Raw genomic sequence first — 25681 nt, 5'->3', positions numbered from 1 at the left:
AGATTGTTAGTGTCACGCGCGTGCTAGTTTAAGCGGCTTCGCGCAGTGTTTCGAGTAAGGAATCTAGTTCGGTTGCTTTTGGTTTGACTAACCAGAAGCGGTGCAATGAACCATAAAAATCCTCTAGCAGTTGTTGCCCCCAAGGACTCGCAGTTTCTCGCACGTGTTCGCGCAAAGTGTCCATCAAGAAATGTTGATACGCTTCCATCGCTTCCGTGTTGATGCGATGAATATCAATCAATTCGCGATTAAAACGATCAACAAAACTATTGTCGTGATCCAGTACAAACGCAAAACCACCCGTCATACCTGCACCGAAGTTCACGCCGGTGGGGCCGAGAATAGTCACTACGCCGCCGGTCATATATTCGCAACCGTGATCACCGATGCCTTCTACTACCGTAAATGCGCCAGAGTTACGCACAGCAAAACGTTCGCCCGCTTGACCTGCTGCAAATAATTTCCCGCCGGTTGCACCATACAAACATGTGTTGCCGATGATGGTGGTGTCTTTGCCAACGAAAGGCGCATCGCTTGCAGGATGTATTACGATTTTGCCGCCTGCCATACCTTTGCCGACATAGTCGTTAGCATCACCTTCTAAATATAAATGTAAACCGCCCGCATTCCAAACGCCTAAACTTTGTCCTGCGGTGCCTTTTAATTTAATAGTAATGGGTGCGTCTTCCATGCCTAAGTTGCCATGACGTTTAGCGATTTCACCGGATAAACGTGCGCCCATGGAGCGATTGTAGTTACTTACTGCGTAACTAAACTCACCACCGTGTTTTTTCTCAATCGCAGACAAAGTATCGCGCACCATTTGTTCGGCTAACTCGCCTTTGTCAAACGGCGGATTGGTTGGCGTTACACAATGTGTGGGTTTGTCTGCTGGTACGCCGGCGTCTGATAACATCGCGCTTAAATCTAATTTGCGTTGTTTTTCAGTTGTGCCTGGTAACACGTCTAAAAGATCGGTGCGGCCAATTAAATCAGTAATTTTACGCACGCCTAATTGCGCCATTAATTCGCGTGTTTCGCGTGCGACGAATTTAAAATAATTCATTACTTTTTCTGGATTGCCGCGGAAATGACGCAAGCGCAGAATATTGTTTTGCGTTGCCACACCCGTGGCGCAATTGTTTAAGTGACAAATGCGTAAAAACTTACAACCCAACACTACCATCGGCATAGTGCCAAAACCAAAACTTTCTGCACCTAAGATCGCCGCTTTGATCACATCAATACCGGTTTTTAAACCACCATCGGTTTGCAAACGAACTTTGTCGCGCAAATTATTAGCGCGTAAGGTTTGATGAGTTTCTACTAAACCTAATTCCCACGGTGAGCCAGCATAACGTACCGACGTTAATGGACTTGCACCGGTGCCGCCGTCATAACCTGAAATGGTAATTAAATCAGCGTACGCTTTTGCTACACCGGCGGCGATGGTGCCCACGCCCGGCTCAGATACTAATTTCACTGAGACTAAAGCAGCAGGGTTCACTTGTTTTAAATCAAAAATTAATTGCGCTAAATCTTCAATTGAATAAATGTCGTGATGCGGCGGCGGTGAAATTAATGCAACACCGGGTTTTGAGTAACGCAGTTTAGCGATCATTTCATTTACTTTATGGCCGGGCAATTGCCCGCCTTCGCCAGGTTTTGCACCTTGCGCGATTTTTATTTGTAACACTTCCGCATTCACTAAATAGTGCGGCGTCACACCAAAACGACCTGATGCGACTTGTTTAATTTTCGACATGCGTTCAGTGCCGAAACGATTAGGATCTTCGCCACCTTCGCCAGAGTTAGAGCGGCCACCTAAACGATGCATTGCAATCGCTAAGTCTTCATGTGCTTCGGGTGACAAAGCACCGAGTGACATGCCCGCGGTATCAAAACGTTTAAATAATTCGGTATCGGCTTCAACTTCGTCGATAGGAACTGCGGTCGTATTATTTTTTAAAACTAATAAATCACGAAACACCATAGGCGGGCGCTGATTAACGACTTCAGCAAAGGCTAAATAATCGGCATAACTACCTGACTCAACCGCTTTGTGAATGGTGTTGACCACATCGGGATTGTAAGCATGGTATTCACCATCGTGAATATATTTTAGTAAGCCGCCTTGGCGTGTTGATTTGCGTGTATCCCACGCTTCGTTAGCAAGAATTTGTTGATCGTGTTGCAAATCAGCAAAGTCTGCGCCTTTGACGCGACTGGTAGTGCCGCTGAAACATAATTCCACAATGTCATCAGACAAACCGATGATTTCAAATAGTTGGCCACCGCGATAACTAGAAATCGCGGAGATGCCCATTTTCGACATGATTTTAAATAGACCTTTATCAATGCCCGCGCGAAAATTTTTCGCAAGATGATGACGGTCTTTGTCTTTTATTTCATTGGTGCCGATCATGCCATTTAAAGACTCATAGGCAAGATAAGGATAAATAGCCGTTGCGCCATAACTTAGTAACACGGCGAAGTGATGTGAATCACGTGCTGTTGCGGTTTCGATAATGATATTGGCATCGCAGCGTAAACCTTCGCGAATTAAACGATGATGTACCGCGCCGGTGGCTAATAAAACATGCGCAGGTAGTTTGTTTTGCGCGATTGCTGCATCGGATAACACAATTAAAGTTTTGCCAGCTTTAACAGCTGCTACGGCTTGATCAGTAATAGTGATGATGGCTTGTTTTAAACCGAGACTGGGCTCGTAATTTAAATCGATCACCTGACTCGCATAATGCGGATCATTAATAGCGAGTACTTTTTTGAAAGTCACTTGCGATAAAATCGGTGACTTCATGATGAAGCGTTTTGCGTATTCGGCTTTTTCTTCAAATAAATTACTTTGTCGGCCTAAACGTGTTTCCAGCGACATTACAATTTGTTCGCGCAAAGGATCAATCGGAGGATTGGTAACTTGCGCAAATTGTTGACGGAAGTAATCGTAAAGTGAGCGTTCTTTTTGTGAGAGCACCGCCATGGGTGTGTCATCACCCATTGAACCGACCGCTTCTTGTCCGGCTTCGGCTAAAACGCGTAAAATTTGATCGCGTTCTTCAAAGGTGACTTGAAATAGTTTTTCGTACACGCTTAACGTCGTTGCGCTGATGGGCGGATCACTAAAGCTTTGATCGTCTAAACGTGACTCCATTTGTTGCACATGTTTTTTGTGCCAATCAAGATAGGGTACACGACGCATCAATACCGCATCAATTTCAGCTGACGATAATAATTTACCGGTTTCGGTGTCGGCTGCGATCATTTGGCCCGGGCTCAAACGTCCTTTACTAACCACGTCTTCGGGTTTGTAATCCCACACCCCAATTTCTGAGGCAAGCGTGATGTGGCGATCTTTAGTGATGACCCAACGCGCCGGCCGTAAACCGTTACGATCCATTGAACAGGCAGCGTAACGACCATCGGTGAGCACAATGCCCGCGGGACCATCCCACGGTTCCATGTGCATGGAGTTATATTCATAAAATGCTTTGAGGTTGGCGTCGATATTTGACATATTTTGCCAAGCCGGCGGAATTAAAGTGCGCATTGCTCGGAAAATATCGATATCGCCCGCCAGCATCACTTCCAGCATATTATCCAGCGAACAAGAGTCCGAACCTTGTAACGATACCAGCGGCAACATTTTGGGTAATTCAGGTAATAAAGGCGTTTGGCATTTAGGCCCACGCGCTAAAGCCCAAAAACGATTGCCTTGAATGGTGTTGATTTCACCGTTATGCGCTAAGTAACGGAACGGTTGCGCTAAACGCCATTGGGGCCAAGTATTGGTTGAGAAGCGTTGATGGAACACGCACAGTGCTGACGTTAAGCTTTCATCCTGCAGGTCTTGGTAAAACTCGGCCAAATGGGCGGGCATCACCAAGCCTTTATATGAAATCAGCTTGCTCGATAAACTGGGTATATAAAAGGTGGGATCTTGAGTTTCCAGCGCATTTTCGCTGATCCGGCGGGCGGTGAACAAAATACGTTCGAATTGCGCAACATCCATTCCGGCTGGAGCATTAATAAAAATTTGTTCGATATGTGGCAAGGTCTTGAGCGATTCTTCACCGCACGCGTGGGTATCGGTAGGCACTACCCGCCAACCTTGAACATCGAGTCCTCGTTCGCTTAGTGCTTGATTTAAAAACTGTTTGGCGTGGTTTGCTAAAGCAGGATCTTTATTGAGAAAAACCATGCCGACCGCATAAATATCAGCCAATTTGAAGCCATTTTCAGCGGCTTTAGCGCGCAAAAAGCTATCAGGTTTTTTGAGTAACAAGCCGCAACCATCGCCGGTTTTACCGTCGGCCGCGACCGCGCCACGATGCGTTAAGCGCATTAATGCAGTGATGGCGGTTTTCACTAAAAAGTGACTGGGCGCATTGTCCATATGGGCAATAAGGCCGAAACCACAATTATCGCGTTCAAATTCGGGGCGATAAAGCCCGCCAACAGGTTGTCTGTTCTCGCTCGACATACCGAAAAATCCTGAAAAGTGAAGTTCAAAAACCGGCTTGACGGAAAAAACCAATCAATCGTCGAGTCGGCATAAGTCCGGGAAATTTGCCCCGGGCAAAAGGACGGGGATTATAGCGCAGGCGCAAAAGCACGCCAAATAAGCAGCCGCCGTTGGGCGTTTATTTTGTATCGAGGCTGGATAAAATAGAGTCGATTTTACGGATCCACGGCTGGCTCGCTTTGAGCTCTGGAGGTAATTGCTGTAAAGCTTGTTGCGCTTGTTCGTAATCGTCGAAAGGACCATAAACCAAAACGTGCCACGTCTGGTCATTACGTTCAGTACGATAATAAGCAAGCGAGCGCGGTAATTTAAGCGAATTATTTAGGGCTTGTAACTTCGGATAATCCCACGTACCTAAAAGTTGAATCATGTAGTGATTCGGGGCTTGATCACGCAACCATTGATGCGCATAAAGTGGCGCAGCATTTTGGGTCGCGTTGTTATTGATAACGTTATTGTTCGTAGTCGTGTTGATAGTGCTGGGCGTGGCAGCAATAAGCGCGGGCGCGGCCGTTACTGGTTTTGTGGGAGTGTTAGGCTGCTGCGTAATTGAGTTTTTAATTTCAACGGGCGCATCGTTGCCGCGTTGAGCCGCAACGTTATAAGGTAATAAATAAGTTCTGAATGACCACACTATTAAACACGCAAATAATAATGTGATGACGAGCCCCGGTACTATCAGTAAGGTTTTATGGTTGCGCAGCCAAGTTAATAATGCAGAAGGCGCTTCTTTATTCAATTCTCGCCAACAAAGATAATTGACGTTGCCGGGAGAGCCGCCGGCTTGATTTAATATGCGTTCTAGCGAGTCATTGTCGAACGGTAATGCAGTGCAACCGGCGGCTGCAAAACGATGTTGTATATAGGCTTCTACTTCCATGCGATTAAAGGGTCGTAGTAAAGAGCTGTGAACTTGGCTGGGATCGAGTAATTCAGGTTCTACTTGTTCAAGCAGTTGATCGATAGAACGTTCGCCAATTAAAACAAAACGCGGTTGACCGCTACCTTGTTTGCCGATGGTTTCCGCGTATTTTAATAATGAACGCAGCGTTTTTTTTGATAAGACATGTGCGTCATCGATAATGATAACGGGCTGGATGCGATTGCGTAATTCCCGAAATAATAAAGTAGCGACTTTGGTAGAAACGGTTTTTAAATCATGGCTAGAAAGATTGGGGTATATTTGTTGCAGGCAATCATTCACGGAAGCGCTGCGCGTGGCTTGTATTTTATATATAGAAGCGTTTTGCGGTTGTTTATAAATTAACAAGCTCGCTAAGGTGGTTTTGCCGCTACCGGCTTCACCTTTTACAACTTGTGTATGTGAGTGCGCGATGAGCTGCAAACTTAAAGCATTCACGAGCATATTGAGTGCGGGCGATAAAAATATTTCAGCTAATCTTTGTGGCGCTTGAAAAGGCTGTTGCTTAAGACTCAGCGCTGCGAGTTGGTTACGCGTTAATGTCGGCGTGCTATTCATGATTGCCCGAGGTTGACGCGCAGATGTTCATGAGGTGACTTTAGGATCAAAAAGCCGATCATATTCGGCAATGGCGTAACGATCCGTCATGCCCGCAATGTAATCTGCAATTACGCGTGCGCGATCTTCATCGTTATTGTGATCGAAGGTGCGTTGCAGGTATTCGTTGGGTAATAATAATGAATCGTGCATGTAGACCGCAAAAATCTCACGAATAATGCGTTGCGCTTTAGTGGTCATGCGGTGAACGCGATAATGCAAATAAAGCTTTTTTCTTAAAAATTGTTTTAATTGTAAATGAATATTTTTCATTTCAGGGCTGAAACGAATCAATGGCTCTTTAAGTGCGCGGACTTCTTCAATGCTTTTCGGATTGGCGTGTGCGATATTTTGTCGGCTGGTTTCGATTAAATCATTTACTTGACGATTAATCATGCGACGAATTATTTCGTAAATTCTTCTGCGGATGAGCAGGTTTGGATATTCTCGAGACACTTTTTCATATTCCGTGCGGAACAACTCGATTTCCAGTAGCTCGTCTAAGTTGATTAAACCAGAGCGCAACCCATCATCAACGTCATGATTGTTATAAGCGATTTCATCGGCAACATTGGCGAGTTGCGCTTCTAAGCTGGGCTGTTTTTGTTGTAAAAAGCGTTTACCAATGGTGCCTAAGGTTTTGGCTACTTTAGCCGAACAGTGTTTTAAAATTCCTTCGCGAGTTTCAAACATTAAATTTAAGCCATCAAACTCCGCGTATTTTTCCTCGAGTACATCGACTACACGTAACGATTGCAAATTATGTTCAAAACCACCATAAGGTTTCATGCAGTCGTTAAGTGCATCTTGGCCAGCATGGCCAAAAGGTGTATGGCCCAAATCATGCGCTAATGAAATGGCTTCGGTGAGTTCTTCGTGCAAACCAAGCGCGCGTGCGATAGAACGAGCAATTTGCGCAACTTCTAATGAATGCGTTAAACGCGTGCGAAATAAATCGCCTTCATGATTTACAAAGACTTGAGTTTTATATTCGAGACGACGAAAAGCAGTGGAGTGAATAATGCGATCACGATCGCGTTGATATTGGTTGCGATAACCTGGGTGAGGTTCAGGATGCATGCGACCTGCTGATTGATCTTCATTGGCAGCGTAGGGCGCAAGTTGTGCAAACGGGTGTTGCATATTAACTCCCAGCGGGTGTTAGGCGATCTTGTAAGTAGTGTTGTAGTTGAGCACGATCATAATCTTGGCTGATGATGGCGTGACCAATATCCTTTAGTAATATTAGTCTAATTATATTGTTTAAGGTTTTTTTATCATGCGCCATAAGCTCTAAAAAGCTTGCGGGACTTAATGTGCCGGGCACATCCAAGGGAAGTTGAGCTGCTTGCAAAAGATGCTTGATTCGCTCAGTTTGGCTTGTAGACAAATAACCTAAGCGCGCAGAAAATTCTGTCGCCATCAACATGCCGATAGCGACTGCTTCGCCGTGCAAATAACCTTCGTAGTGTTGATGGGTTTCAATCGCGTGACCAAATGTGTGGCCAAAATTCAGTAAAGCACGTTCGCCTTGTTCATGTTCATCGGCAATGACCACATCCGCTTTGTTTTGACAGGCGCGCGCAATCATTTCAATCAGCACGTGATCTTCGCGGTCGAAGATAGATTCAAAATTATTTTCCAACCAGCTAAAAAATTCACTGTCGCGAATTAATCCATATTTCACGATTTCCGAAAAACCCGCACGGAATTCGCGTTCGGGTAGCGTGTTTAATGTATCGATATCGGCAAGTACGCATTTTGGTTGATAAAAAGCGCCGATCATATTTTTACCAGCAGGATGATTAACCGCTGTTTTGCCGCCTACAGATGAATCTACTTGTGCGAGTAGTGTGGTGGGGATTTGTATGAAAGGAATACCGCGCATAAAAGTAGCCGCTGCAAAGCCTGTCATATCACCAATCACGCCACCGCCCAAAGCTATTAAGGTGGTTTTGCGATCGGCTTTTTGTGCGAGCAATTGGGTGTAAATGATATTCAATGTGCCTAGCGTTTTGTAATGCTCACCATCGGGCAAAATAATTTCGCCGACATGGTAATTGTTGGGTGCCAGAGTTGATTTTAAGGTTGCCAAATATAATGGCGCTATTGTTTCGCTGCTGATGATAATAACGCGATTGCCAATAATATAGGGGGCTAATAAAGAAGCTTGCGTTAATAAGGCAGAGCCAATAAAGATTGGGTAAGTCCTGTCGCCTAAATTAACGTTTAATTTTTTCATGAAACATGTTCGTTAAGTTGAGACATTATGAGTTCAAGTAATGAGTTTACGGTGTGGGTACGCGTATCAAAACTAAAGTCGCATAATTGCAGATATAAAAACTCACGTTCGAGCTGTAAGTTTTCTAATGTTGTTAAAGGGTTATCTGTTTGCAAGAGAGGCCGGTTTTTGTCTTTGCCGATACGCGCAAGTTGTAGCTTAGGGTCGGCTTTTAAATATATGATCGTGCCATTGTTTTGTAATAACAGATGATTTTCTTCTCGCAACACAGCCCCTCCGCCCGTGGCAAGTAATAAGCCTGTTTGTTGTGTCAATTCTTCTAGCAAACGTGTTTCACGTTGACGAAAACCTTGTTCGCCTTCGTATTCAAAAATAGTGGGGATATCAGCCCCCGTGCGTTCTACCAACACATGATCGACATCCATAAAAGTCAGCTGTAATTGGCGCGCGAGTTGTTTGCCAATAGTGGTTTTACCAGCACCCATGGGGCCAATCAAAAATAAATTATTATGTTTAAGCGGCATATGTATAGGCAAAAAAAAGCGCTGAAAGTACAGCGCTTAGTTTAGCTTGAAATGATGTGAATTACTGTATTGATTGGCCGTCTTTCAAGATTTTGGGTGTGACGAAGATTAATAGTTCTGACTTTTCGTTTGCGACGTCAGTACGGCGGAATAAGAATCCAATGCCTGGCAAGTTTCCTAAAAATGGCACTCGATCAACTTCATTGCGATTGATTTCTTCATATACGCCACCCAATACAACAGTCTCGCCATTATTAACAAGTACCTTGGTGTTAATTTCGCGAGTATCGATGCTTGGAATACCTGAAAATATTTGTCCTACCGAATCATTGGTAACGGATAGATCCATAATAATGCGGTCATCCGGTGTAATTTGTGGCGTAACAGTTAAGCTTAAGACTGCTTTTTTGAATGAAATAGTGGTGGCTCCACTGGAGCTTGCTGACACATACGGTATTTCCGTGCCTTGTTCAATGAAGGCTTTTTGTTGATTAGCGGTAATAACGCGGGGGTTGGAGATCACTTCACCGCGATTTTCAGCTTGTAAGGCAGATAACTCGAGTTCTAACAATGTTCCCCAAGGCATTTTGGCAAGTGCAAATGCAATTTTGCCAGCTGCTTGTGTAGTGGGCAGGTTCACATTCATACGATCGTCGAGATCGACAGCGGTTCCGTTTATATAATCAGTAACAGCGCCTAGTCCACCTGTAATAATTGAACCATTAGAAGGGACAACGGGTGGAGAAAGTCGATTAGGATCAGTGTCTGCAGCATTATTGCTAGCATCTGTGCTGCGTAACCCGCCAAATCGCACGCCCATTTGTTGCTCGAAATCATCAGTTGCAATGACGATACGCGATTCAATTAATACTTGTCGTACGGGAACGTCTAGTCGAGTAATTAAGCTACGAATTTCTTCTAAATTTTGAGCGGTTTCTTGTATTAACAAAGTATTCGTGCGTTCGTCAGTAGAAATTTTGCCGCGGTCAGAAATTAGCGCGCCTTGTTTACCACCGCCACTCGCACCACTCGCACCACTCGCACCGCTCGAACCCATAATCAGTGCTTCTAGATCTTTAGCTTTGGCGTAATTAATCTGGATGTATTCAGAACGTAGTTGCGCTAACTCTTGTGCTTGTTGACGCGCTTGTAATTGAGCTTGTTCTTGTTTAGCTAATTCTTCGGTAGGCGCAATTAATAATACGCTCCCAGATTTGCGCATATCTAAACCCTTAGCATCCAAAATGATGTCTAAAGCTTGATCCCAAGGTACATTCTTTAAGCGCAAAGTTAGATTACCTTTTACGCTATCACTGACGACGACATTGAGGTTGGTGAAGTCTGCGATTAATTGCAGGACGGAACGGACTTCAATATCTTGAAAATTCAAAGACAAGCGATCCCCGGTATACCCAAACTTATCTTTAGCTTGTTTTTCTTTGTCTTCACGAGAAATAGGTTTTAATTCTAAGGTGAAGGTGTCGTCTGACTGATAAGCGAGATGGTCATAGTTGAAATCTACGGGCGTCACTACTACGCGGGTATTTTTCCCATGCTTAAATGAGTCTATAGTTTTAACGGGCGTTGCAAAATCTAATACATCTAAGCGGCGTTGAAAGTCTTCAGGTAATTCTGTCTGTAAAAAATCGATAATTAATTTGCCGCTTTGTTCTTCGATATCAATAGGCGTTTTGGCGCTGGATAGTTTAACAATAATGCGGCCTTCGCCATTGGGGCCACGACGGAAATCAATATTATTTATGTTGCGAGTGGCACCTCTGTTGATGGGTAAACCAGTACCCGTATCGTTAAAGGCCGTGTTAACGTTGCTTTTGTTATTGCTCGCTTTTTCAGGGGCAGAAGAGTTGTCTAAAGTAATTAAGATTTTATTGCCGTCTACTTTGGTGTCATAAGACACTAATTGTGAAACATTGATTACTAAACGTGTGCGATTTTTAGTTGAGGCAACGGTTATGGCGTTAGCGATACCAACACCCACTGCGATATTGCGTTGAGCTAAATTACTTTGGGTATCTGCCAAATCGAACACGATACGCCCAGGGTTGTTAATCGTAAAACTTAAAGGTTCAATTGCGGCGCTGGCTAATTGCAGGGTAATTTGTAAACGATTACCCGGGAGCGATTGGAAATCCACTTTTTCTAAAGAATTAGGTGTTTGTGCCAAACTATAAAGGCTTAATGTTGTTAATGCCAAACCAATTATAAGTTGGGAAATTGTTTTGAGCATTAGCTTATATGGGATTTTTTGCATGATCGATTCCCCTGATGGGTCTATTACAACAATTAGTTAGATTTCAAATTTCACTAAGAGATAAAGAAATTTCTCGCTCGACCCAACCGCCTTGGCCGTCTGCGACAATTTCCAGAAAATTAATTTTAGTATCTGTAATCAGTGTGATTTCGCCGTAATTTTGGCCGGCATGATCACCGCGCTGTACACGATGTATTTTGCCTTCGGGGTCGCGGACTAAGCCCCAAATTTGACCACGTTGCTCGATGACACCAACCATTTTGAGCGTATCTAATGGAAAGAATTCTAAAGGTTCTTTGCGGCGACCACCTTCGGGACTTCCTTGCGCACTTGGATCATCTTTTTTCGCAGGTTCTGAAAAAGGATCCCGCATTTCCCCTGTGCTATATACATAATTAGCATAAGGCTCGAACGGTGGTGGCGGCTCGACTGAACCTTGATAACGGGTTTTAGTGTTTTCCACAAACGTTTCTAAATCTGAAACATCACCCGTACAAGCGGCCATCATGAACGTTGTCATCAAAGCAAAGCATAGGCGATTGATGGATCTTGCTTGTGTTAAGGCAAGTTTAAAGTTTTGCATGGCCATCACTTGCTATCGTCTAAGTAGTGATAGGTTTTAGCAATCATTTCCATTTTTAAATCACCGACGCGGGCATTTTTATCATCTTTGCCAACAGGAACAAGGCTGATTTCGTGCAAAGTAACAATGCGGGGTAACGCTGCAACGTCACTCACAAAGCGCGCTATTTCATGATATTGGCCAAAAACTCGCATGTTAATAGGATATTCAGCATAGAATTCTTTAGTAACTTCACCTTGCGGTTTGAAGTTATCGACCTTTAAACCATTCGCAGAACTGGCTTGTGACAAATCCACAATTAAATTTTCTACTTCGGTCTTATCGGGTAATTGGCGCAGCATGACGCCAAAGTCGCGACGCATATCATCTAACTGTTGTTCATAAGCTTCGAGATTGACGGCTTTTTGCATTTTTTGTTCAAAACTCGTGCGCAATTCAATTTCTTTGGCTTCTTGAACTTTAAGGTCTTGCCATGCGGGATAGAGAATTTTCCATGTGCACAGACCTAACACTACAATAATTAAAATGACTAAAGCGCCAATTTGAATGGGCAGCGGTGCGATACCGATTTTTTTCAGTGCGTCCGGGTCTTTTAAAAACGCGTCTAGTTCTTTTTTAGTCATGCCGAATATTCCTGATTATTTCTCAGCATTAGGAGATTCTTGTTCTGCGGATAGCGTGAATTGCGCTACTTTCGTTTCTTTGTCCGCCGTAATCACATCTAAAACTGGATTTTTCAACCACGTCGACGCTTCTAGATTACGCATATAAGCAGAAACGCGAGCATTAGATTCCGCTAAACCTTCAATCGACAATTTCTTATTTTGTTGGTTGATTTTACTTACCCAGAGGCCGTCGGGTATGGTTTTGACAATTTCTTCAAATAAGTGCACAACTTCGGGACGGCTACGCTGCAGTTCTTGAATAATGTTCATCCGTGCCAATAAATTGTTTTTAACAGTCTCTAATTCTTTTATTTTGTCTAATTTGGTTTGTAAGACGTTAATTTGGCTTTCTAAATATTGATTACGAGTTTTTTGATGATCGATCATTAAACCAATTTGAAACCAAGCGCCCGCCGCTACAATTAAGGTAGCTACTATTACCACGCCAGCAAGAATGCTGAATTCAGTAGTTTTTTGACGACGAAGTTCTTCGCGCCAAGGTAATAGGTTTAAACGAGTATTGCTCATCCGTCGACTCCACGGACAGCCAGTCCACAGGCAATCAATAAAGCAGGTGCATCGTTTTGAATGCGGGCTTTAGGAATGCGTCCGGAAAGTTTAGCGTTAGAAAAGGGATCGGCGAGTATAGTAGGGATGCCTAAATTTGCTTCTACTAGCTCCGCAATACCTTCGATGCTAGAGCAGCCGCCGGCTAATAATATTTGGTCGACGTGTTCGTGCTCACTGGAAGAGTAAAAAAATTGTAGAAAGCGACCGACTTGCTGCGCCATGGTTTCTTTAAATGGAAATAGAACTTCGGGCTCGTAGTTTTCAGGCAAGCCGCCTTCTTTTTTAACGCGTCCGGCATCTTCATAAGATAAGCCGTACCGACGCATGATTTCTTCAGTAAGTAATTTACCGCCAAAAGGTTGTTCACGAGTATAAATTAGACGACCATCTTCGATGACATTTAAACAGGTCATGGTTGCGCCGATGTCGATAATAGCGGCGGTTTTATCTACACCATAATCAGGAATTTGTTCGCTTAATAAACGGTAGCAGCTTTCAATAGTATAGGCTTCTACATCAATGATTTTGACTTTTAAGCCCGCAAGCTCTGCGACCGCTTGACGCATTTCAATATTTTCGCTGCGTGATGCCGCTAATAACACTTCAACGGTTTCGGGATTGTTCGGCAATTGGCCGAGAATTTGGAAATCGAGATTAACTTCATCTAAGGGATATGGAATATATTGATCAGCTTCAAGCTGAATTTGCAGTTCCATTTCGTCTTCGGTCAAACTGGCAGGCATATTAATTTTTTTGGTGATCACGGCGGAGCCGGCAACAGCCATTACGGCTTCTTTAGCGCGAGTGCCTGATTTTTTTACTGCTCTGCGCAAGCATTCGCCCACAGCTTCAATGTCCTGGATTGATTTTTCCACGACAGCATTTGCTGGAAGGGGCTCTACGGCATAGGCTTCAACCCGATACGAGTCTTTGCCAGCCCGGCTGAATTCCAGTACCTTAACCGAGGTGGAACTGATATCCACTCCCAATCGCGGTGGGGTTTTTCTGCCGATCAAAAACACATAATTTCCTTTGTCTTTATGGGTTTACATAGCCTACATGAATATGTGGTTTAAATACTAGTACTAAGTACATAAAAATACTAGCCTAAATGCTGATTCAGCTTAGTTTCGCCTTGCTGTTTTGATACCTATATAATCCTGCGCATCGTAACCATGAGCCTTCACAATGTCGTCATCTGAACAAGATCCGCAAGCGCCTATTGATACTCAAGTAGGATTAAATAATCAAGATCTGCGCGCAGAGTTACATCGTCGGTGGTTAAAACGCGGATTGCTTGGATTAGCTGCTCTTACAATTGTGGGTGTGATTGGTGTACTCGGTTTGTATTTTTATATTGCCCCGCAATTGCCGATGGTGGATCAATTAAATCAAGTGCAATTTCAACAGCCGCTGCGCATTTATACCCAAGATAATGAATTGATATCGGAATACGGCGATAAACGGCGGATTCCTTTGGCAGGTGAACAAATTCCCGTATTAGTAAAAAATGCCTTTATCGCAGCCGAAGATGATCGTTTTTACAAACACCCGGGTGTGGATTACCAAGGTTTATTGCGAGCGGTGTTGAGTTTTGCGGTTACCGGTGAAAAGAAGCAAGGCGGCAGTACCATTACTATGCAGGTCGCGCGTAATTTCTTTTTAACAAATGAAAAAAGTTTCATTCGTAAATTCCGAGAAATTTTACTCGCCTTGCGAATTAATAAAGAACTGAGCAAAGACAAAGTACTGGAGTTGTATCTAAATAAAATTTACCTAGGTAAGCGAGCGTATGGCGTTGCTGCAGCAGCACAAATTTATTATGGTAAAAAAATTGATGAACTAACTTTGCCTGAAATTGCCTTGGTCGCCGGTTTGCCTAAAGCACCTTCTAGTTACAACCCCATCATCAATCCCGCGCGCGCGTTGCAACGTCGTAATTATGTTTTACGTCGTATGTGGCAGCTCGATATGATTAATGAAGAGGATTATAAAAATAGTTTACAAGCCCCATTAACCGTTATCGAAAATGAAATGGCCACAGATGTTGATGCTCAATACGCAGCAGAAATGGTGCGCGCAGAACTGGTCGAACGTTTAGGCGATACTTTGTATACAGGTGGATATAAGGTTTACACCACGTTAGATAGCAAGATGCAAAACGCGGCTACAGAAGCATTGCGTGCCGGTTTGTTTGCCTATGATGAGCGTCATGGTTATAGAGGAGCATTTAATAAATTAATTTTGCCAGCGAATGCGCAAGCGTTAAAAGTTGTTCCAGCGGTAATTGAAGCGTTGCCTGAAGAAGATGTTTCGGTAGAAGAAGTAGAAGCTGAAAATGCAAATAAACGTGATCTAATTAATCGAGGTGTTTTGTCTTTAACACCTGACCCGCAACAAGCAAATGTATTTACCATCGCTGATCACGATGCAGATCAGGCCTTATTCGCAGCAGGACAATTTAGAGGCTTGCGCCCGGCATTAGTGTTGGCGGTTTTAGAAGATAAACCAACAGTCGATAAAAAAATCGCCACGTCGGGTCGTGCTTATTTGTATTTAGGTAGAGGACAATATGGTTCGCTGCCCTGGGAACAAGCGAAATGGGCGCGCAAATTTATTAACGTGGATTCTTTAGGCGAATCTTTAAAAACAATTCATAGCGCAGTTGCCGTTGGACATTTTGTTTGGGTGCGTCCAACTGCGATCCCTGAAGAATGGCGTTTAAGTCAAATGCCGATGGTTGAGGGCGCATTGGTTTCATTGAATCCTGATAACGGTGCAGTGTTATCGGTGGCGGGTGGTTTTGATTATTTTAGAAGTAAATTTAATCGCGCCTTACAAGCCGAGCGTCAGCCGGGATCTAATTTTAAACCCTTTGTATATGCAGCAGCATTAGCGAATGGTTATACACCCGCGTCTATTATTTTAGATGCGCCGTTAGTCATTGATGATCCTACTTTAGAAGGCAAATGGCGCCCAGAAAATTACAGCGGCGAATTTTATGGTCCCATGCGTTTGCGTGAAGGTTTAGTTAAATCTCGTAATCTGGTTTCTATTCGTTTATTAAATCAGTTAGGTATTGGCAAAGCCTTAGAATATGTAAAACGTTTTGGATTTAAAGATAAGACTGTGCCGAGAAATTTATCTTTGGCCTTAGGTACGGGTACGATAACGCCAATGGAATTAGCGACCGGCTATGCAGCGTTAGCTAATGGCGGCTATAAAATATCGCCGTGGATTATTGATCGGGTTGAAGACGAACAAGGCCGCGTTATTTTAGTAACTGATTACGCGCAAGTTTGTCGTGATTGTACCGAAACTAAAATGTTGCCGGAGCAACTCGCGAAAAATACTGAACATGAAAAACCAGCGCAAAGTCCTGAAGAAGCTGTCGTTGCAACCCCATTGGATGATAATCAAAGCGGTGTGCAATTAAATACAGCGCTGATGGTGCAAAACAAAGTGCGAGAAGATGCCGCTTCATTATTAAGTGATATGGATGTTGCGGCGCAGACTGAAAATGAAAAATATGTGGCGCCGGTACGCAAAATAAAAATCGCTAAACGAATTATGGAGAAGCGGGATAATTATTTAATCACTCACATATTACAAGATGTGATTCGACGAGGAACTGCGGCGCGCGCGCGCGAGTTAGGCCGCAATGATTTAGCGGGCAAAACCGGCACCACGAATGATCAACGCGACGCTTGGTTTTCTGGCTACAACCAAGACATTGCTGCAACCGTGTGGATAGGTTACGACAATCATGATCCCTTGGGCGCTGTAGAAGCAGGTTCGCACGCGGCGTTACCGGTGTGGATTGATTACATGCGAGTAGCGTTAAAAGACAAGCCGGAAAGATCGCGCGCGCAACCCACGGGCATTGTGAACATTCGAGTAGATGCAAAAACGGGTTTGTTAGTATCGCCGTATAGCACGGAAACTATTTTTGAATTATTCAAAGAAGAAGATGTGCCTACGGAAGAATCGCCTGCTTCAACCGCGGATGATGAAAGTCCGGCAGGCAGCACGCGGCCAGTGGGAGCCACGGAATTATTTTAAAGCATGAATGAAAAGATGCGATTACAACTGGCGCGCACTGCGGCGCAAATTATGTATGAAGAAGCGGTGCGTGATTATGAGCAAGCCAAACATAAAGCTTGCGAAAGATCAGATGTTGATACGCGTAATAAAGCAATCTTGCCGAGCAATCTAGAAATTCAACAAGCGCTTTATGATTATTTGCTTGCATTTAAAAGCGACAGCCAGCCTTTTTTAATTAAACAACTTCGCGAAGCTGCGTTAGACGTGATGCGATGGTTAATAGCATTTCATCCGCGTTTAGTCGGCTCAGTATTAAACGGTACCGCAGATCCTTACGCTGCCGTGCATTTGCATGTGTTTGCTGAAACAGTGGAAGAGGTTTTGTTTTTTCTAGGCGATCGTGGAATTAATTGCACTATACGGACACGCAGCGTGCAAAATTATAAAGGCGTTCGCGAAGACCAAACTGTTTGCATGTTTAATGCCGGCGATACGCCGATTGAATTAACTTTATTTACAGTAGATGATTTGCGTCAAGCTCCCGCTAGTCCAGTAGATGGTAAGCCGATGAAGCGAGCAGATATAAAAACAGTTGAGCAATTAATTGCTGACGAGCAAAACTTTATTTAAGTTGTGCGCGGTTCGCGCAAAAACAACACAGCGACTAACACCAATAATACAAACGGCAAGGCGATTATATTGAGCGCAAGCCAACCGCCCTTGGCTAACAAAAAACCAGCCGATAAAGACGCAATGAGTTGCGCGCACAGCACTAAAAAATCATTGCTGCCTTGTACTTTGGCTTGTTCTCCCGGCAAGCAAACGTGCGTGAGCAAGGTGGTGCCACCGATGAATAAAAAATTCCAGCCAATGCCAACACACACGAGCGATAACCAAAAATCTAATACTTGTAGATGACTAAACGCAAAACCTAAGGCCAATATATTAAACGCGATCCCTGCTAACATAACTTTTTGTGCGCCATGTTTTTGAATCAAATGGCCGGTAAAAAATGAAGGCAAAAACATAGCAATCACATGCCATTCAATAACAAAGGCAGTTGCATTGTAACTATGATGATGCGCATGCATTGCTAAAGGTGTTGCGGTCATTAATAAGCTCATCACGCCAGAACCTAAGGCGGCTCCGAGTACAGCAATAATAAAAATAGGTTGGCGAATAATAGTAAACAGGGCGCGTGCTTGAGGCGCAGATGCATTGTGATTCCGAGAGTGCGGAATGTTAAGCTGTCGCGCCAAGAAAAAAGCCGCCGCGCTTAATAACATCATGATAATAAATGAACCAACAAAAGCGGTAGGCATTAAATCACGGGTAAATTTGCTGAGCTCTGGGCCGACCACGCCACCCACAATACCGCCAGCTAATACCCAAGAAATAGCTTTGCTTTTAAAGTTGGCATCAACAACTTCACTGGCGGCAAAACGATAATATTGACCAATGCCCATGTAGTTGCCGATAAATATCGCGCCTAAACACAACAGCCAAAAATTTTGTTGCCATATTGCGAACGCGCTACACGCGCAACCTGCCATGCCAAACAACGCAGCTAAAGAAAAACCTAAACGTCTGCCAAAGCGTTGCATAAAAAATGCAGCGGGTAAAATTATTAATGCTGAACCAAATACAAACGCAGTGATCGGTAAGGTCGACCATTTAGCATGAGGCGCTAACTGTGCGCCCACTAAACCATCAATGGTGACTAAGGTGATGGAATGTGTAAGTAATATGGCTTGCGAGAGACACAGCAACCAAATGTTTCGATTTGGAAACGAGGCAGTGTTCATATTGGTTTTATAAATATGTGATGTTAAGTGTGATAAGCAGGACTTAAATCATGCACGGCTTGTACTAAGGCGGCGACATTGTCAGGATGAATACCAGGATGAATGCCGTGACCTAAATTAAATACATGACCATTACCAGGGCCGTAATCACGTAATACATTACCAACTTCGCGACGAATCGTATCTGGATCAGCATATAAAATAGAAGGATCCATATTACCTTGTAATGCAACGCTATCATTAACCGCACGACGTGCGTCGCTTAATGAATAAGTCCAATCAACACCTAAGGCATCACAACCTGTTTTCGCCATATCAGCTAACCAGTTACCGCCGTTTTTAGTAAACAAGGTGCAAGGTACGCGACGACCATCGGCATGAGTGGTGAGTTGTGAAACAATCTGTTGCATATAGTGCAAAGAAAATTCGCGATAAGTTGCGGGTGATAACACACCGCCCCACGTATCAAAAATCATAACGGCTTGTGCGCCCGCCGCAATTTGTGCGTTCAAATAACTGGTAACCGATTGCGCCGTTTTTTCTAATAATAAATGCAAGGTCGCAGGTTCAGAAAACATCAAGCGTTTAATGTGTTCGAAATTTTTAGTAGAACTACCTTCTACCATGTACGTTGCGAGCGTCCACGGACTGCCAGAGAAACCAATTAATGGCACTCGCCCCTTTAACGCTTTGCGAATAGTGCGTACGGCATCCATCACATAACGTAATTCTTGTTCTGGATCGGGTATGGGTAACGCTTCAATGGCTTTAAGCGTTTGTACTGGATGTTTAAAACGCGGGCCTTCGCCTTCCGAAAAATACAAACCTAAACCCATGGCATCAGGGATAGTTAAAATATCAGAAAATAAAATAGCGGCGTCGAGTGGAAAACGTTCGAGTGGTTGTAGCGTAACTTCGCAGGCTAATTCAGGATTAGTGCATAAGCCCATAAAATTACCGGCTTTAGCGCGTGTCGCACGATACTCCGGTAAATAACGACCTGCTTGACGCATGATCCAAACCGGCGTGCGATCCACGGGTTCACGCAACAGTGCTTTAAGAAAGCGATCATTTTGCAAGGGGCTGGTCATGACACTACATCCTGCGCGTAACAGAGGCGAATGAATTTATTTTGAATTCTGTATCGATTGCGATAACCGCAATCTTAACGACTCAGAATAATAGGGTAAACCTTTGAAGTCTAACGAATACGTCCGCTTAAACATTTAAGTAGCGCAAAATACCTTCAGCCGCTTGGCGACCTTCAAATACGGCAGTCACCACTAAATCGGAACCACGCACCATATCACCACCTGCAAATACTTTTGGATTGCCAGTTTGGAAAGCGTGAGTGTTTGCTGTGGGTGGTTTTTCGGGCGCGATCACGCGACCATTCGTATCTGTTTTAATGCTGTAATCCATAAACCAATCCGCTGGACTGGGTCGAAAACCAAACGCGATGATGACGCGATCAGCCGGAATAATTTCTTCCGAACCGGGTACGACTTCAGGACTACGACGACCCCGTGAATCGGGTTTGCCTAACTGGGTTTGCACCACTTTGACACCGATAACACCTTTAGCATCACCGAGAATTTCTACCGGTTGACGATTCCATAAAAATTTCACGCCTTCTTCTTTAGCGTTTTGTACTTCGCGACGTGAGCCGGGCATATTAATTTCATCGCGGCGATAAACGCAGGTGACGCGCGTGGCTTGTTGACGTATGGCCGTACGATTGCAATCCATCGCAGTGTCACCGCCACCGAGCACGACCACACGTTGAGTTTGCATATCAATAAAGTCATTTGGATTTTTTTCTAAACCCATCAAGCGCCGAGTATTAGCAATTAAATAAGGCAGTGCTTCATAGACACCGGGTAAATTTTCGCCGGGAAAGCCACCTTTCATATAGTTGTAAGTGCCCATGCCTAAAAACACCGCATCGTATTCATCTAACAATTGTTGGAAAGACATGTCTTTGCCAATTTCAATGCCTAAACGAAACTCAACGCCCATTTCTTCTAGTATTTGACGGCGAGTTTTCACAACTTCTTTTTCGAGTTTGAATGGGGGAATGCCAAACGTGAGCAAACCGCCAATTTCTTCATAACGATCAAATACAATCGGTTTTACGCCGTTGCGCACCAAAATATCAGCGCAACCCAAACCAGCGGGCCCTGCACCCACAATCGCAACGCGTTTGTTAGTGGCGATAACGCCGGACATATCAGGACGCCAACCTTGTTTTAAGGCTTCATCGGTAATGTATTTTTCAATTGAACCAATCGTCACTGCGCCAAAGCCATCATTTAAAGTGCACGCGCCTTCACATAAACGATCTTGCGGACATACGCGGCCACACATCTCCGGCAAGCTATTTGTTTTGTGCGACATTTCCGCCGCTTCAAATAAATTACCTTCTTCAATCAGTTTTAACCAATTAGGAATGTAGTTGTGAACCGGGCATTTCCATTCGCAATAAGGATTGCCGCAACCTAAACAACGCTCGGATTGTTGAGAGGCTGTTTCTGGATCGAATTGACCATAAATTTCTTTGAATTCGTAAATACGGATGTCCGCGCTTACTTTTTCGGGATCGCGGCGCGCGACTTCTAAGAATTGCAGGACGTTGGATTTGGTGGTCATCGTATCAACCCATTGCGATCCGTGGAGGATTCCGCGTGTTAGCGGGAATCAAGCTAATTTGGTTTTAATTAGAGTGCTAACTTGGCCGATGTCAGCGCGACCTTGTAATCTTGGTTTGAGCAATGCCATGACTTTGCCCATGTCTTTCGCAGAGCTTGCGCCTGTTTCAGCGATGACGGCGTCAATTAAGCCTAAAATGTCTGCTTCGCTTAAGGGTTCCGGCAGATAAGATTGAATCAACACTAATTCTGCTTGTTCAATGTCGATCAAATCTTGCCGCGCAGCTTTTTCAAAATGGCCAATAGATTCACGACGCTGTTTCACCATTTTGTCTAAGATGGCTAAGATCCGGGTATTGTCTAGTTCAATGCGTTCGTCGACTTCAATTTGTTTAATGGCCGACAAAATTAACCGAATCGTACCCAAGCGTGTCTTTTCACCCGCACGCATGCTGGCTTTCATGTCATCCTGAAGACGGGTTTTCAGGTTTTCGTTGGCGACACTCATAATTGACTCACAACCTTGACCACCCTTATGGATTTAGGGGATCGAGTTGATGCAAACGGCTTAATAAAGGCGTATGCGACGAGAATGTTCTTTAGAAATACGCTTTTGATGGCGTTTTACCGCAGCAGCAGATTTACGCTTGCGTTCGGTAGTAGGCTTTTCATAAAACTCACGACGGCGGGTTTCGGTCAAAACACCGGCTTTTTCACACGTACGCTTAAAACGACGCATAGCAGATTCAAAAGGTTCGTTCTCTTTAACACGGACATTCGGCATGAAAGTAACACTCTCCAATTCAAGGGTCGCCGATTATAATCGCGACTCCAGCGAAAGCAAACATAGAAAGCGTAGATATGAAAACAATAAGGGTTTTAGGCATAGAAACATCCTGCGATGAGACCGGATTGGCGATTTATGATCGTCAGCAGGGTTTGTTGGGGCATGTTTTGCATTCCCAAGTCGCTTTGCATGCCGAATACGGCGGGGTCGTTCCCGAATTAGCCTCACGAGATCATGTGCGGCGCTTGCCCGCGCTGTATCAACAATTATTGGCGGAAACCCAAATTGATCCAAATAGCTTCGATGCGATTGCCTATACCGAAGGCCCCGGCCTGATAGGCGCCTTGTTAACCGGCGCTGCTTTTGCGAAATCCTTAGCCTGGAGCTTGGGTTGTCCCGCGATAGGTGTACATCACATGGAAGGCCATTTATTAGCGCCGTTATTAGAAGAACCCGCGCCTGAATTTCCTTTTTTAGCCTTATTAGTATCCGGTGGCCACACTCAGCTGATGGCGGTAAGCGCGTTGGGGCAATATGAATTACTGGGACAAAGTTTGGATGACGCGGCCGGTGAGGCGTTTGATAAAACAGCCAAATTATTAGGCTTAGGTTATCCCGGTGGGCCGGCCTTGGCTGCCTTGGCTGAGCACGGAGATGCTTCACGGTTTCAAGGTAAAGCCCGTTTCCCTCGTCCTATGACCGACAGACCTGGGCTAGATTTTAGTTTTAGTGGTTTAAAAACCGCTGTGGCGTTAACGATTCAGCGATTATTAGATGGTTCTGCGATGGATGCACAAACGCGTGCGGATATTGCCCGCGCATTTGAAGAAGCGGTGGTAGACACCTTATCTATGAAGGTCGATCGCGCTTTGCAACAAACGGGTTTGAAACGCATAGTGGTTGCCGGTGGCGTAGGCGCCAATCGGCGTTTGCGAGCGCAATTGCGCGCGTTGGGTGAGCAGCGCGGCGTAGAGGTATTTTATCCGCGCATCGAATTTTGTACTGATAACGGCGCGATGATTGCCTTGGTCGGTAGCTTTTATGTGGAAACGGCGCAGCAGCATCCAGTCGACCATTTTATTCGCGCGCGTGCGCGTTGGCCTTTAAGTACTCGTTAGGTAAGCAGGAAACATTATTTTTTTTGACCAATGCGACTTTCTTGGCCGTGTAATAAGCTAGGATCAATCGAGTTGAGCTTATTGAATTTTAATTCCTGGAATATCTGTCTTCAGGCCCCTATACAAATGTTATGTGAAACCATATGGAAAGATTTGAAACATATTTCCGCTTAGGGGGAGACGATAAGTTTAGATGGATTGCGGAAATCAAGCTGGATACTTTTGAGGAAATAAATCCAAAGGTGTAGAAGCTTTGGGCTGATATTTCTTCATTGCTATCAAGCTGTGATGACCCTGAAGATCCTCCATCCTAATATTATTCTCTGCTTATAGAATTAGATCCACTAGAAGAGGCTAGAGATCAGTCGTGCATTATTGCGATCGTGTTCACAGCAATGTACTTCGAAGCCTTTATTTATGATTATGCTGCATCTTGTTTGGGAGATAAATATTCTAAAGATCACTTGGATAAACTAGACTTTATATCAAAGTGGCTGATTATTCCTAAACTGATCACAGGAAAAGAAATGTCAAAATCTGGTCAAGCTTACGAATCATTAAAGCGTCTCCACAAGGATCGAAACTCTCTCGTCCACCTGAAATCTAGAGAAATTAATTTCAATAGTGAAGAAATGGTAAATTATTTGAAGGCTCGTGAGCAAGATATTCAAGACTCAACAAAAAACTGTAGGAAAGCGTTAAAGCATGTAGTTCAAGAGCTTTTGGAAATTGATCCAGATCATCCAAAGGTTATGTTGGCAATTCAATCACGTAACAAGCGCGTAGGATGGGTTGAGCAACGCGATACCCATCAATAAAAAAATCGGTGCTTAAATATGACGCAATAGCAGCGGGCTTATTCAAAGGGAAATTTATTTCTTTGCAAATTAACCTCGGGAATCGTTGTAACGCATTACTAATCGATTCTGTGGGTGTATTACGACGATCAGTATGGCTGTGAAAAAAGCCGGGCATGTGGAAAGAGTCCACGGTTGAGCTTATTTTTTATTTCGTAATTAGATGCGGAAAAGTTTTTTTGGAAATAAATCAGGAATTATAGTTTGGAAGAGCGGAATGACATAGGCGATGATGGATATCGCGTTGCTCAACTCATCCTACACGCTTTCTACACCTTCATTAAACATCATCACAAGTCACCCGCAGGAGAAGTACGATGAAAACCAACACAGTTGTTCATTTCGAGATTTACGTGCAAGACATGACGCGTGCCAAAGCATTTTATGAGGCCGTGCTTGAAACTCGGCTTGAACATATGCCCAGTCCGATTCCTGATGTGGCGATGGATATGTGGTGTTTTCCTATGGACAAAGAGTCCGGGATGAGCAGCTACGGTGCAGGCGGTATGCTGGTCAAAATGGACGGCTTTACTCCTGGCGGTGGTGGCACTCTGGTTTATTTTGGATGTGATGATTGCGCTGTGCAGGTCGCGCGAGCGGCAGCGCACGGGGGCAGTTTATTCCAAGAAAAAACACCCATCGGTGAGCACGGTTTCTGCGCGCTGGCTAAGGATACTGAAGGCAACTTAATTGGATTTCACTCCATGAAATAAGGAAAATGGCGATGCTTTTTCAGTGCACTGAGTAATGATGTTGAAGTGCAAGCCATTACGCGCGTTCGGGTCGGGTAAGTTTGGCGTACGCGCTGCTTTATCTAGAGGAGAAGCTATGAAAGGGAAATGTCTTTGCGGCTCGATAGAAGTCGCGGCGAATGAATGCAAGGAAGTAGGACTTTGTCATTGTTCTATGTGCAGGCGTTGGTCTGGAGGCCCGATGTTTGCTGTGCATTGCGGAAACGCTGTTGAGTTTAGCGGCGCCGAGCCATCGATTTATCGTTCATCTGATTGGGCCGAGCGTGGATTTTGTTCAATCTGTGGGACGCATTTATTCTATCACTTGCTTCCAAGTGATGAATTCATATTACCTGCTGGCATCTTCCAGGATCAGGAATTTCAATTGACGAACGAAATATTTTTCGATGAAAAGCCCGGCTACTACGAGCTTAAGAACGAGACACATAAAATGACGGGGCAGCAGGTCTTTGAGCAGTATGCTCCGAAAAGTTGAGTTTCCAGCGTGTAGGATGGGTTGAGCAACGCGATACCCATTGATAAAAAAATCGTTGCTTAAATGTGACGCAAGAGCGACGGGCTTATTCAAAGGGGAATTTATTTCTTTGCAAGTTAACTTCGCGAATCGTTGTAATGCATTATTAATCGATCCTGTGGGTGTATTGCGACGATCAGCATGGCTTTGAAAAAACCGGACATGTGTAAAGAGTCCACGATCGGGCTTATTCTTTAATTTGTAATTAGATACGAAAAAGTTTTTTAGAAATGAATCG

21 protein-coding genes are annotated in these 25681 nt (G+C 44.2%); 6 read left to right on the top strand and 15 right to left on the bottom strand.

Annotated elements, in window-relative coordinates:
• Nucleotides 1–28: 28 nt before the first annotated feature.
• The 10 genes from gltB to H0W44_01890 all read right to left on the bottom strand — a co-directional run bounded on the left by gltB (nt 29) and on the right by H0W44_01890 (nt 13934).
• The gene (gltB, locus tag H0W44_01935; GenBank protein ID MBA3581192.1) at nt 29–4501 is read right to left on the bottom strand and encodes a glutamate synthase large subunit; all 4473 of its coding nucleotides are present in this window, start codon (nt 4499–4501) and stop codon (nt 29–31) included.
• A 160-nt stretch (nt 4502–4661) separates the two neighbouring features.
• Nucleotides 4662–6023 carry an AAA family ATPase gene (locus H0W44_01930; protein MBA3581191.1) on the bottom strand — a complete coding sequence of 454 codons (1362 nt, stop codon included), beginning with the start codon at nt 6021–6023 and terminating at the stop codon, nt 4662–4664.
• Between the two features lie 27 nt (nt 6024–6050).
• Nucleotides 6051–7205: a deoxyguanosinetriphosphate triphosphohydrolase gene (locus tag H0W44_01925; protein MBA3581190.1), complete on the bottom strand. Its 1155-nt coding sequence runs from the start codon at nt 7203–7205 to the stop codon at nt 6051–6053.
• A 1-nt stretch (nt 7206) separates the two neighbouring features.
• The gene (gene aroB, locus H0W44_01920) at nt 7207–8304 is read right to left on the bottom strand and encodes a 3-dehydroquinate synthase (protein ID MBA3581189.1); all 1098 of its coding nucleotides are present in this window, start codon (nt 8302–8304) and stop codon (nt 7207–7209) included.
• Complete coding sequence (locus H0W44_01915; GenBank protein MBA3581188.1) at nt 8301–8828, bottom strand: shikimate kinase; 528 nt, start codon at nt 8826–8828, stop codon at nt 8301–8303. Before H0W44_01915 ends, aroB begins: the two co-directional genes overlap by 4 nt.
• A gap of 61 nt (nt 8829–8889) precedes the next feature.
• On the bottom strand, nt 8890–11076 hold the full coding sequence (locus H0W44_01910) for a type IV pilus secretin PilQ (protein MBA3581187.1): 2187 nt from the start codon (nt 11074–11076) through the stop codon (nt 8890–8892).
• A 67-nt stretch (nt 11077–11143) separates the two neighbouring features.
• The gene (locus H0W44_01905; GenBank protein ID MBA3581186.1) at nt 11144–11683 is read right to left on the bottom strand and encodes a pilus assembly protein PilP; all 540 of its coding nucleotides are present in this window, start codon (nt 11681–11683) and stop codon (nt 11144–11146) included.
• A gap of 5 nt (nt 11684–11688) precedes the next feature.
• Nucleotides 11689–12306, bottom strand: coding sequence for a type 4a pilus biogenesis protein PilO (locus H0W44_01900; protein MBA3581185.1), 618 nt, complete (start codon nt 12304–12306; stop codon nt 11689–11691).
• Nucleotides 12307–12321: 15 nt separating this feature from the next.
• Nucleotides 12322–12876: a PilN domain-containing protein gene (locus tag H0W44_01895; protein MBA3581184.1), complete on the bottom strand. Its 555-nt coding sequence runs from the start codon at nt 12874–12876 to the stop codon at nt 12322–12324.
• A complete protein-coding gene (locus tag H0W44_01890; GenBank protein ID MBA3581183.1) occupies nt 12873–13934 on the bottom strand; it encodes a pilus assembly protein PilM in 1062 nt (353 codons plus the stop codon). The genes H0W44_01895 and H0W44_01890 overlap by 4 nt, the downstream gene beginning before the upstream one ends.
• A 172-nt stretch (nt 13935–14106) precedes the next feature.
• Between H0W44_01890 and H0W44_01885 the strand changes: the two genes are divergently transcribed.
• Both H0W44_01885 and H0W44_01880 read left to right on the top strand, forming a co-directional pair.
• Nucleotides 14107–16980 (top strand): penicillin-binding protein 1A, encoded by a 2874-nt coding sequence (locus tag H0W44_01885; GenBank protein ID MBA3581182.1) that lies wholly within the window; start codon nt 14107–14109, stop codon nt 16978–16980.
• A gap of 3 nt (nt 16981–16983) precedes the next feature.
• Nucleotides 16984–17592: a hypothetical protein gene (locus H0W44_01880; protein ID MBA3581181.1), complete on the top strand. Its 609-nt coding sequence runs from the start codon at nt 16984–16986 to the stop codon at nt 17590–17592.
• Here H0W44_01880 and H0W44_01875 read toward each other — a convergent pair.
• The 5 genes from H0W44_01875 to rpsU form a co-directional block, all read right to left on the bottom strand.
• Nucleotides 17589–18767 carry an MFS transporter gene (locus H0W44_01875; protein ID MBA3581180.1) on the bottom strand — a complete coding sequence of 393 codons (1179 nt, stop codon included), beginning with the start codon at nt 18765–18767 and terminating at the stop codon, nt 17589–17591. The two genes, H0W44_01880 and H0W44_01875, sit on opposite strands and share 4 nt — an antisense overlap.
• 23 nt (nt 18768–18790) lie before the next feature.
• Entirely contained in the window at nt 18791–19858 is a 1068-nt protein-coding gene (gene hemE / locus H0W44_01870) for a uroporphyrinogen decarboxylase (GenBank protein ID MBA3581179.1), read from the bottom strand.
• Between the two features lie 127 nt (nt 19859–19985).
• A complete protein-coding gene (locus tag H0W44_01865) occupies nt 19986–21416 on the bottom strand; it encodes an FAD-dependent oxidoreductase (GenBank protein MBA3581178.1) in 1431 nt (476 codons plus the stop codon).
• A gap of 48 nt (nt 21417–21464) precedes the next feature.
• Nucleotides 21465–21923 (bottom strand): GatB/YqeY domain-containing protein, encoded by a 459-nt coding sequence (locus tag H0W44_01860; protein ID MBA3581177.1) that lies wholly within the window; start codon nt 21921–21923, stop codon nt 21465–21467.
• Between the two features lie 60 nt (nt 21924–21983).
• On the bottom strand, nt 21984–22199 hold the full coding sequence (gene rpsU, locus H0W44_01855; GenBank protein MBA3581176.1) for a 30S ribosomal protein S21: 216 nt from the start codon (nt 22197–22199) through the stop codon (nt 21984–21986).
• An 86-nt stretch (nt 22200–22285) separates the two neighbouring features.
• Here rpsU and tsaD point away from each other — a divergent pair, with 86 nt between their 5' ends.
• The 4 genes from tsaD to H0W44_01835 all read left to right on the top strand — a co-directional run bounded on the left by tsaD (nt 22286) and on the right by H0W44_01835 (nt 25404).
• Nucleotides 22286–23320, top strand: a complete 1035-nt coding sequence (gene tsaD, locus H0W44_01850) for a tRNA (adenosine(37)-N6)-threonylcarbamoyltransferase complex transferase subunit TsaD (protein MBA3581175.1) — start codon at nt 22286–22288, stop codon at nt 23318–23320.
• 395 nt (nt 23321–23715) lie between these two features.
• The gene (locus H0W44_01845) at nt 23716–24138 is read left to right on the top strand and encodes a hypothetical protein (GenBank protein ID MBA3581174.1); all 423 of its coding nucleotides are present in this window, start codon (nt 23716–23718) and stop codon (nt 24136–24138) included.
• Nucleotides 24139–24494: 356 nt separating this feature from the next.
• Nucleotides 24495–24890, top strand: coding sequence for a VOC family protein (locus H0W44_01840; GenBank protein MBA3581173.1), 396 nt, complete (start codon nt 24495–24497; stop codon nt 24888–24890).
• A gap of 115 nt (nt 24891–25005) precedes the next feature.
• Nucleotides 25006–25404, top strand: a complete 399-nt coding sequence (locus H0W44_01835; GenBank protein MBA3581172.1) for a GFA family protein — start codon at nt 25006–25008, stop codon at nt 25402–25404.
• Nucleotides 25405–25681: the final 277 nt, after the last annotated feature.

It is taken from the genome of Gammaproteobacteria bacterium, from assembly GCA_013817245.1.
In the GTDB taxonomy this organism is placed as follows: domain Bacteria; phylum Pseudomonadota; class Gammaproteobacteria; order HTCC5015; family HTCC5015; genus JACDDA01.
The sequence above is the reverse complement of the archived record's forward strand: the minus strand, read 5'-3'. Positions and strand labels throughout refer to the sequence as shown.